Origin of the sequence: Sphingomonas sp. (genome assembly GCF_019635515.1) — a bacterium.
Taxonomy (GTDB): Bacteria; Pseudomonadota; Alphaproteobacteria; order Sphingomonadales; family Sphingomonadaceae; genus Sphingomonas.
Window position 1 is genome coordinate 712,954 of record NZ_JAHBZI010000002.1, and the last position, 9,776, is coordinate 722,729.

A 9,776-nucleotide genomic window follows, 5' to 3' on the forward strand; every position below is an offset into this window, starting at 1 on the left:
TTCAGCTGCGCGATTTCCAGGTCAGGACGCGCCACAGATAGATGGCGACGAGCACGACGATGATGCCGATCACGATCGGTGCGATCCAATGCTCGATCGTATCGAAATTGGTGCCGAGCCAGAAGCCGACGCCGACCAGGATCAGGTTCCACACCAGACTGCCCAGCGTCGTGTAGATCACGAAGGTCCAGAACGGCATGCGCATCAGGCCGGCGGGGATCGAAATCACCGTGCGGCCGATCGGCATGAAGCGGAAGATGAAAACGGTTATGCCGCCATGTTTGAGGAAGAAGGCGTGCATCTTCTCGATGTCGCGCCACTCCATCGTCAGCCAGCGGCCCCAGCGATCGACGAACGGCCGCAGCCGCTCATAGCCGAAGCGCCGGCCGATCTCGAACCAGAAGAGGTTGCCGACAATGCAGCCGAAAGTGCCGACCAGCACCAACAGCAGGAAATTGAATTCCCCCTGCGCCGCGGCGATGCCTGCCACTCCCATGATCACTTCGGACGGAACGGGCGGAATCACATTTTCCAGCACCATCAGCAGGAAGATGCCGAAATACCCCCAGGCCAGCCAATCGATCACGTAAGTGGCTCAGCTCCGCTCGGCGACGCGGCGTTCGATCGCTTGCCAGATGACGGCGCCGGTGTCGGTGCCGTTGAAGCGGTCGATCGCGACGATGCCGGTGGGAGAAGTGACGTTGATCTCGGTCAGCCATTCGCCGCCGATCACGTCGATGCCGACGAACAGCAGTCCGCGCCGCCTGAGCTCTGGCCCCATCGCCTCGCAGATTTCCCGCTCGCGCGGGGTCAGCTCGGTCTTGGCCGCCGAGCCCCCCACCGCGAGGTTCGAACGGATCTCCCCTTCACCGGGAATCCGGTTGATCGCGCCGGCGACCTCGCCATCGACCAGCACGATGCGCTTGTCGCCTTCGGCCACCGAGGGGAGAAACGCCTGCACCATGTGCGGCTCGCGATAGGCTGTGTTGAACACTTCGATCAGCGCCGAGAGGTTGGCGCCATCCGACCCGACCTTGAAGATCGCCTTGCCGCCATTGCCGTGGAGCGGCTTGATGACGATCTCGCCATGCTCGGCGAGGAAGGCGCGGGCTTCGTCGAGGCTGCGGGTGATCAGCGTTGGTGGCATGAAGCGCGCATAATCGAGGACGAAGACCTTCTCGGGCGCGTTGCGGACGCTGGCGGGGTCGTTGACCACCAGGGTCTTGTCAGCGATCCGCTCGAGCAGATGGGTGGCGGTGATATAGCCGAGGTCGAAGGGCGGATCCTGGCGCATCAGCACGACATCGGCCTCTTCGCCAAGATCGAGATTGACGGGTTCGCCGAACTTGAAGTGATCGCCCTGCACCCGCTGGACCGTCACCGGATGGGCTTTCGCCCAGACCCGGCCGTCGCGGTAATTGAGGTCTTCGGCGGCATAGTGGAATATCCGGTGCCCGCGCGCCTGCGCCGACAGCATCAGCGCGAATGTCGAATCGCCGGCGATGTTGATCGCATCCAGCGGGTCCATCTGCACGGCGACGGTAAGCGGCATCGATTGCTCCTTGTGGAGCCTCTTAGGTGACTTATTCGAATAAGTCACCCTATCCAGGCGTTCTCGATATGGCGAGGGAGCGACTTCGGGGCAATGAGGATCACGTCGATACGCACATCATCGTTCGGCCCGGCATAGCGCGGCATCAGTACTTCTGCCGCACGTGCCACGCGGGAAAGCCGGCGCTCGTCGATGGCGAAGTCGAGATCGGCCGATGTCGCGCGGGTCTTCACTTCGACGAATGCGATAAGGTTTCCCTTGCGCGCGACGAGATCGACTTCGCCCGCCGGGGTGCGGACGCGGCGATCGAGGATGCGCCAACCCTTGAGCCACAGCCACCACGCGGCGCGGCGCTCTCCGTCGCGACCGCTCAGCTCGGCGGCGCGGCGATCCCTCATTCGCCCTTCATCGCCATCGCGCGGGCATATAGCGCCTTGCGGTCCAGCCCGAACTTCCTGGCGACTTCGCCCACCGCTTTCGAGGCGGGCAGGCGGGTCAGCGCCTCGGCCAGCGCGGCGTCGGCATCCTCGGCGCTGGCGGGTGGAGCCTCGCCGGGCGGCGCGACGATGATGACGATCTCGCCCTTGGGCGGCGCCTCGGCATAGCGTTCGGCAAGCCGGGTCAGCGATCCGGTCACGCATTCTTCGAATCGCTTGGTGATCTCGCGCGCCACCGCTGCTTCGCGGTCGCCCAGACCATCGGCCAGCGCGGCGAGGCAGGCGGAGAGGCGCGGGCCCGATTCGTAAAGGACCAGCGTCGCGCGCACGCCGGCGATCTCGGCGATCGATTCGGCACGAGCCTGTTGCTTGCTGGGCAGGAAGCCGAGGAACAGGAAACGGTCGGTCGGCAGGCCCGCCAGCGTCAGCGCGGCGATCGCGGCGCAGGGGCCCGGGATCGTCGTCACCGCATGCCCGGCGGCGCGAGCGTCGCGGACCAGCTTGAAGCCGGGGTCGGAGATCAGGGGCGTGCCCGCGTCCGAGACCAGGGCCACCACTTCGCTGCTCATCCGTGCGATCAGCCCGGGGCGGACCGCATCGGCGTTGTGGTCGTGATAGGGCGTCATTTTGCCCTTGGCCCCCAAGTGACGAAAAAGTCCGGCTGTCACCCGGCTGTCCTCGACAGCGACCACATCCGCGTTCAGGAGTATCTGCGAAGCGCGCGGAGAAAGATCGCCGAGATTGCCGATAGGCGTGGCGACGATGTAGAGGCCGGGCGAAAGTACAGAGTCCATCGGGGAGAGTCATGGCAGACCGCGCAGCAAATCCGCAACGGAAGCTTTCGAAGGTCATGCGCTTTGCGGCGCTGGGTCTGGCGGCATTGGTCGCCGCCTGCTCGAGCGGACCACGAATCATTCCCGAGGCCGAGCGCCCGCCGGTGGTCGAAGTGCCAAAGCCGGTCGCGCCGCGCCCGATCACCAACGCGCTGCCGCAGGATGTCGAGCGCCACCGCGTCGCGCTGCTGGTGCCGCTGACTGGGCCCAACGCCGGAGTCGGCAAGAGCCTGACCAACGCCACCCAGCTCGCCATTCTCGACACCAAGAGCGATGTGATCCGGATCACGACGTACGATACGGCGGCGGGCGGCGCGGCCAATGCCGCGAATCAGGCGATCGCCGATGGCAACACGCTGATCCTGGGGCCGCTGCTGGCCGAGGATGCTCGCGAAGTCGCGCCGATCGCACGACGTGCCCGCGTGCCGGTGCTGAGCTTCTCCAACGACACCAGCGTCGCCGGCAACGGCACCTATCTGCTTGGCTATTCGCCGGCCCAATCGATCGAGCGCGTCGTCGATTACGCCAAGTCCGCCGGAATCACCCAGTTCGCCGGGCTGATCCCGACCGGGCTCTATGGCGAGCGCGCGTCGACGGCGATGCTCCGGGCGGTGGAGGCCAATGGCGGCAGGGTGCTGGCGATGGAGACCTTCGACAGCCGCCCGGGATCGATGACCAGCGCGATCACCAAGCTGGGACGCGTGCCCTATCAGGCGATCCTGATCGCCGGTTCGGGCAACAGCGCGGTGGCGGCGGTGCCGGTGATCCGGCGCTCGCCCGGCGGCAAGACCGCGCGGATCCTCGGCACCGAATTGTGGAACACCGATTCGGGCATCGGCGCCAACGCCGTTCTCAATGGCGCCTGGTTCGCGAGCGTGCCCGACAATTATTACCGTCAATACGCCACCAAATATCGCGCCCGCTTCGGCGCCGCGCCGTACCGCATGTCGACGCTCGGCTATGACGCGGTGCTGCTGACGATCCGCATCGCCCGCGACTGGCGTCCCGGCACGATCTTCCCCGAAGCGCGGTTGAGCGAGCGCGAGGGCTTTTCCGGCCTCGACGGCGCGTTCCGTTTCGGCCGCGATGGCGTCGCCGAGCGGGCGCTGGAGGTGCAGGAAGTGCGTGGCGGAACGACGGTGACGGTCTCGACCGCGCCGCCGAACTTCAAGGGCAACTAGGCCGGGCGCCGCAGCCGCGAATGTTGAGGAAGTTTAGTGTTTTCGGGGTACGCAACATTCGCGCGCTCTGAGGCGGTTGCGACGACGCGACGGTTTCGCGACACGGACGCGACAGGCGGGCGTCACATACGCGACAGGCAGGCGACACCGACGCGACAGGTGTGCGCCCCATGCGCGACACCAAGGCGACATGCCATCGATATTCAGCGGTTCTAAGAGCGGCCGGGGCGATCCGGCCACCGAACCCAAGCAGGCCAAATCCTACATTGCAAGCCCGCATAGCCGGACACTCTAGGCGGCCACGACCTCGCGCAGGATCGCCTCGAGCACCGGCATGCCGGCATCGGTGACGCGCAGCCGCGCGCCTTCGCGGGCGATCAGGCCAAGCGCGATCACGCGCTCGAGCGCCGCGGCGTCGATCGGCGCATCGGGGATGCGGGCGAGGTCCACGCCTTCGGCCAGGCGCAACCCCATGACCAGCGCTTCGACCGCGCGGTCGTGCCCGGGCAGCGCGTCCTCGATCTGGGTGCCGTGGCCGTTGCGCTCGACCGCCGACATCCAGTTTTCGGGCTTTTTGTGCCGCACCGTCGCATGGCCGGTGCGGCGGCCATGCGCGCCGGGGCCGATGCCGGCATAATCGCCATAGCGCCAATAGGTCAGATTGTGGCGGCTCTCCGCGCCGGGGCGGGCATGGTTGGAGACTTCATAGGCGGGCAGGCCCGCGGCGGCGGTCAGCGCCCGGGTCGCCTCGAACAGATCGGCGGCGGCATCGGGATCGAACGCGGCGAGTTCGCCCTTCTCGAACAGGGTGGCGAAGCGCGTGCCGGGCTCGATGGTCAGCTGGTAGAGCGAGAGATGCTCGGTGCCGAACGAAAGCGCGCGGGCGAGCTCGGCTTCCCATTGCGCCTGGGTCTGTCCGGGGCGGGCGTAGATCAGGTCGAAGCTGACGCGCCCGAAATGGCGCTGCGCGGTGTCGAGCGCGCCGAGTCCCTCGGTCACGTCATGCGCGCGGCCGAGGAAGCGCAGCGCCTGATCGTCGAGCGCCTGCAGCCCCAGCGACACGCGGTTGACCCCCGCCGCCGCCAGGTCGGCGAAGCGCGCCGCCTCCACCGACGAGGGATTGGCCTCGAGCGTGATCTCCACGCCCGGCTCAAGGCCCCAGGCCCGCTCCGCCGCGTCGATCACCGCCGCGACCGTCTCGGGCGGCATCAGCGAAGGCGTGCCGCCGCCGAAGAAGATCGAGCCGAGCGTGCGGCCCGGCAGCAACCCCGCCTCATGCGCCAGGTCGGCGAGCATCGCCGCGCGCCACGCCTCCTGATCGACGCGCTCGCGGACATGGCTGTTGAAGTCGCAATAGGGGCATTTGGACACGCAGAACGGCCAGTGGACGTATAGCGCGAGCGGGGGAGTTTGGCCGGTCATGGGTTGGATGCGGGTTGAGCCGATTCGGGTGTGGGGCCAATGCGATTTGGCCTGTCGCGGCCCGGCAACGCCGTGCCGTCGGTCCTCGCGAAGCGCGAGGCCGGCCGAGCTTCCGCTGAAGTACCGAATCCAGCGTGGCTGAATTCGGCACGGAAGCGTGGAGCGGGTAACGGGAATCGAACCCGTGTATTCAGCTTGGAAGGCTGCTGCACTACCATTGTGCTATACCCGCGAGCCGGGTGCCCCCTGCCACAGGCAGCGGCAGAGCGTCAATCCGCGCGACGTCGCGATTGTCGTCGTCAGCCTGAGTGGCATGGCCGTGGAGCATGTCATCGTGCACGGCCCAGTGGATACCGGCGCAGCGTGCGAATCGGCGCGGACCGAGGGCAGGCTGCCGTCCTAGCGGTCGATCGGGATGCGCACCGCGTCGCGGATGAAGGCGTGGGTCATGCGCAACTTCTTCTGTGGATTACCGGGCGAAGACAAGCGCCGGCGGGTTGTTGCGCCTTGCGCCCGCCACTACCTTCCAGCCGAATCGAAGGGGCCTTCGCCCCGCATCCCGTCAGGCGGAAATCACCCATGCGTCACGTTCAGCTGCTCATCCTCGGCTCGGGCCCGGCCGGCTACACCGCCGCCGTCTATGCCGCGCGCGCCAATCTCAAGCCGGTGCTGGTCGCCGGCATCGCCCATGGCGGCCAGCTGATGACGACCACCGATGTCGACAATTGGCCGGCGGACGCGATGGGCGTGCAGGGACCGGAGCTGATGCAGCGGTTCCAGCAGCATGCCGAGCGCTTCGGCACCGAGATGATCTATGATCATATCCATACCGCCAGGCTCGGCCAGCGCCCGTTCGTGCTGGAGGGGGATGCCGACACCTACACCTGCGACGCGCTGATCATCTGCACTGGCGCATCGGCGATGTATCTCGGGCTCGACAGCGAGCAGAGCTTCATGGGCAAGGGCGTCTCCGCCTGCGCGACCTGCGACGGCTTCTTCTATCGGGGCAAGCCGGTGGCGGTGGTCGGCGGCGGCAATACCGCGCTGGAGGAAGCGCTCTACCTTTCCAACATCGCCAGCCATGTGACGATGGTCCACCGCCGCGACAAGTTCCGCGGCGAGAAGATCCTGCAGGACAAGGTCGCCGAGAAGGTCAAGGCCGGCAAGATCACGATCCGCTGGAACACCACGCTCGACGAGGTGCTGGGCGATGCCAGTGGCGTCACCGGCATGCGGCTGAAGAGCGTCGAGACCGGCGCGACCGACGATGTCGCGCTGCATGGCGTGTTCATCGCCATCGGCCACAAGCCGAACACCGATCTGTTCGTGGGCCAGCTCGACATGGAGCATGGCTATATCGTCACCCATGGCGGGCGCGGGCATCAGCAGACCGAGACCAGCATCACCGGCGTGTTCGCGGCGGGCGATGTCCAGGACCAGATCTACCGCCAGGCGGTGACCAGCGCGGCGACCGGATGCCAGGCGGCGCTCGACGCCGAACGCTATCTCGACGGTCTCGACGCGATGGCCTGAGCCGCTATGCTCCCCGGATTGATGGGTCGGGGGGGCACATGGATAGCGACAAGACCAGCCTGCTGGCCAATGTTCTGGAAACCCGTTTCGAGCTGCGCGCGCGCGGCAGCGATGTCCGCACCGAGATATTGGCGGGCGTCACCACCTTCCTGACGATGGCCTACATCATCATCGTCAACCCGGCGATCCTGGGGCAGGCGGGCATGCCGGTCGCGGCGGTGGCGGCGGCGACCTGCCTCGCCGCCGGGTTCGCCAGCATCCTGATGGGGCTGACCGCGAACATGCCGCTGGCGCTGGCGCCGGGCATGGGACTCAACGCCTATTTCAGCTTCACCGTGGTGCAGGCGATGGGCGTGCCGTGGCCGGTTGCGCTGGGCTGCGTGTTCATCTCGGGGGTGGCGTTCCTGTTGCTGACGCTGGTGGGCGTGCGGCAATTGATCATCGCCGCGATCCCGACGCATCTGTTCGCCGCGGTGGCGGGCGGGATCGGGCTGTTCATCGGCTTTATCGGGCTGAAGAATGCGGGAATCGTCGTGTCGAGCCCGGCGACTTCGGTGGCGCTGGGCGATCTGCATGCGCCCGGTGCGGCTTTGGCCTTGTTCGGGCTGGCGCTGGTCGCGGCGCTGAGCGCATGGAAGGTGCGCGGGGCGATATTGATCGCGATCGTCGTGACCACCCTGGCGGGATGGATGTTCGGGCAGGTGGCGTTCAAGCCTGAACCCTATGATCTGGGCGCGATCGGCCAGACCTTCGGGCAAATCGACCTGGTCGGCGTGTTCGGTCTTTCGGGGAGCCATGGGCTGGGGTTGTTCGAGATATTGTTCGTGTTCCTGTTCGTCGATCTGTTCGACAATATCGGCACCTTGGTGGGCGTCACGCGGCGCGCCGGATTGATCGGCGAGGACGGCAAGATTCCCAAGCTCAACCGCATCCTCTTCACCGATTCGATCGCGACGATGTTCGGCAGCCTTGCCGGGACCAGCACGGTCACCTCCTATGTCGAGAGCGCATCGGGCGTGCAGGCGGGCGGGCGCACCGGGCTGACCGCCATCGTGACGGGCGTGCTGTTCCTGGCGGCGATGCTGGTGGCGCCATACGCCCAGCTGGTGCCGCTGGCCGCGACCGCGCCGGCGCTGATCCTGGTCGGCGCGCTGATGATGGCGCCGCTGGTGGATATCGACTGGGACGTGCCCGAAATCGCGATTCCCGCCTTCCTGACCGTGGCAATGATTCCGCTGACCTTCTCGATCGCCAACGGTCTCGCCTTCGGCATCACCGCGCATGCCGCGCTCAAGCTGCTCAAGGGCCGGATCACCCGGACCGACTGGCTGCTGCTGGCGCTGGCCCTGCTGTTCGTCGCGCGCTTCGCCTGGCTGGCGGCGGGGTGAGCCCGCGCACCGCGATCCTCACCGCCTTCCCGCCCGAATGGGACGCGCTGGCGCACCGGATCGGGCAGCCCGAAACCACGGCGATCAACGGCATGCCGCTGGTGCTCGGCTGGCTCGCGGACAAGCCGGTGGCGCTGATGCTGAGCGGCATTTCGATGGTCAACGCGGCGATGAACACCCAGGCGCTGCTGGAGCGGCACGCAATCTCCGCGATCGTCTTTTCGGGAATCGCCGGTGGCGTCGATCCGGCACTCAGGGTCGGCGATGTCAGCGTGCCGGAGCGCTGGGGGCAGAATATGGAGGTCGCGTTCGCGCGGGAAATCCCCGGCGGGTATGCGCCGCCGACGGGCATTCCCGGCGGGACCGATCTGCCGGGGCACGGCGCCTGGTTTCCGCGCGACGTGGTGATTGGCAGGGTGGACGAGGCGGTGGCCGAGCGGCGCTGGTTTCCGGTCGATGCCGCGATGCTGGCGGTGGCGAAAAGGCTTGAGGTGGTGCTGGAGCGGTGCCTGTCGGTTGATCATTGCCTCGATCACACGCCGCAGCTGATCGTCGGCGGCACCGGCATGAGCGGATCGGCATTCGTCGATAACGCCGCCTATCGCGACTATCTGGCCGCCACCTTCGGCGCGCGCGTCGTCGATATGGAGAGCGCGGCGGTGGCGCAGGTGGCCTGGGCCAATCGCGTGCCCTTCCTCGCCTTTCGCAGCGTTTCCGATCTGGCGGGCGGCGATGCCGGGCCGAACGAGATGCTGACCTTCATGGGGCTGGCTGCGGGCAATGCGGCGGCGGTGGTGACGGCGTTCGTCGCGGCGCTGCCGGACTAAGGGTGCCATGTTCCCCTGCGAAAGCAGGGGTCCAGGATCACAAAGGATTCGCTTGAGACCCTGGGCTCCTGATTTCGCAGGAGAGCCATTGGTTCTAGAGGATCACGCGGATCTGGTCGGCGGGGGCGAGTTCGACTTCCTCGCAATTGTCGCCGGGGCCGGAGCGGTCGATGACAAGGAAATCGCTTTCCTCCAGCACCAGCAGGAAATGGTGCCACGTGCCTTTGCTATATTGCACGCCCTGATGCGGCTCCGCCTGAAACACGCGGATGCTGGCGGGATTGAGATGGCCGGGAGGCGCGACGGCGACCAGATAGGGCTTGCCGCTGAGTGGCACGAACGCTTGGCTGCCGAGCGGGTGTCGCTCGAAGGTCTTGAGTTCGAGCGCGGCGAGCGGCCTGGCGCGGAAAATGCTGATCGCGGCCGTTCCGCCGCCATCGTTTACGTCGGTCTCGGCGAGACAGTCGTAGCGGATCGCATGGCCCTGGTTGATCTCGATGCGCGTCGCCGCATCCGATGCCTCGATCACATGACCGAACGGCGCGAACGCCTCGGCGGTCAGCGGTTCGGGCTTCAGCGTGCGCATCGTCGCATCGCATTTGC

Annotated in this window: 10 protein-coding genes and 1 tRNA gene; 4 read left to right on the plus strand and 7 right to left on the minus strand. The window is 66.8% G+C overall.

All coding sequences use genetic code 11. The features are described 5' to 3' along the window. Position 1 precedes the first annotated feature (1 nt). Genes KF730_RS15810 through rsmI form a run of 4 tightly spaced genes read right to left on the minus strand, consistent with a single transcriptional unit; the run spans position 2 to position 2,783 of the window. Entirely contained in the window at positions 2 to 586 is a 585-nt protein-coding gene (locus KF730_RS15810) for a DedA family protein (RefSeq protein WP_294098960.1), read from the minus strand. Positions 587 to 595: 9 nt separating this feature from the next. Next, entirely contained in the window at positions 596 to 1,552 is a 957-nt protein-coding gene (gene gshB / locus KF730_RS15815; RefSeq protein WP_294098962.1) for a glutathione synthase, read from the minus strand. A gap of 44 nt (positions 1,553 to 1,596) precedes the next feature. Further along, positions 1,597 to 1,950 (minus strand): YraN family protein, encoded by a 354-nt coding sequence (locus KF730_RS15820; protein ID WP_294098963.1) that lies wholly within the window; start codon positions 1,948 to 1,950, stop codon positions 1,597 to 1,599. Beyond that, on the minus strand, positions 1,947 to 2,783 hold the full coding sequence (rsmI, locus tag KF730_RS15825; protein WP_294098965.1) for a 16S rRNA (cytidine(1402)-2'-O)-methyltransferase: 837 nt from the start codon (positions 2,781 to 2,783) through the stop codon (positions 1,947 to 1,949). Before rsmI ends, KF730_RS15820 begins: the two co-directional genes overlap by 4 nt. 11 nt (positions 2,784 to 2,794) lie before the next feature. On the opposite strand from rsmI, the gene KF730_RS15830 reads away from it, so the two are divergent. Beyond that, complete coding sequence (locus KF730_RS15830; RefSeq protein ID WP_294098967.1) at positions 2,795 to 4,003, plus strand: penicillin-binding protein activator; 1,209 nt, start codon at positions 2,795 to 2,797, stop codon at positions 4,001 to 4,003. Positions 4,004 to 4,294: 291 nt separating this feature from the next. On the opposite strand, the gene hemW is transcribed toward KF730_RS15830, so the two are convergent. Both hemW and KF730_RS15840 read right to left on the minus strand, forming a co-directional pair. Further along, entirely contained in the window at positions 4,295 to 5,425 is a 1,131-nt protein-coding gene (gene hemW / locus KF730_RS15835) for a radical SAM family heme chaperone HemW (RefSeq protein WP_294098968.1), read from the minus strand. A 158-nt stretch (positions 5,426 to 5,583) separates the two neighbouring features. Then, a tRNA-Gly gene (locus KF730_RS15840) sits at positions 5,584 to 5,657 on the minus strand. 347 nt (positions 5,658 to 6,004) lie between these two features. Here KF730_RS15840 and trxB point away from each other — a divergent pair. The 3 genes from trxB to KF730_RS15855 are packed head-to-tail and all read left to right on the plus strand — an operon-like array spanning position 6,005 to position 9,173. Continuing rightward, positions 6,005 to 6,958 (plus strand): thioredoxin-disulfide reductase, encoded by a 954-nt coding sequence (trxB, locus tag KF730_RS15845; protein WP_294098970.1) that lies wholly within the window; start codon positions 6,005 to 6,007, stop codon positions 6,956 to 6,958. A gap of 38 nt (positions 6,959 to 6,996) precedes the next feature. Next, a complete protein-coding gene (locus KF730_RS15850) occupies positions 6,997 to 8,346 on the plus strand; it encodes an NCS2 family permease (RefSeq protein WP_294098972.1) in 1,350 nt (449 codons plus the stop codon). Continuing rightward, positions 8,343 to 9,173: a 5'-methylthioadenosine/S-adenosylhomocysteine nucleosidase gene (locus tag KF730_RS15855; RefSeq protein ID WP_294098974.1), complete on the plus strand. Its 831-nt coding sequence runs from the start codon at positions 8,343 to 8,345 to the stop codon at positions 9,171 to 9,173. The genes KF730_RS15850 and KF730_RS15855 overlap by 4 nt, the downstream gene beginning before the upstream one ends. A gap of 94 nt (positions 9,174 to 9,267) precedes the next feature. On the opposite strand, the gene KF730_RS15860 is transcribed toward KF730_RS15855, so the two are convergent. Beyond that, positions 9,268 to 9,759, minus strand: a complete 492-nt coding sequence (locus KF730_RS15860) for an ureidoglycolate lyase (protein ID WP_294098976.1) — start codon at positions 9,757 to 9,759, stop codon at positions 9,268 to 9,270. Positions 9,760 to 9,776 lie beyond the last annotated feature (17 nt).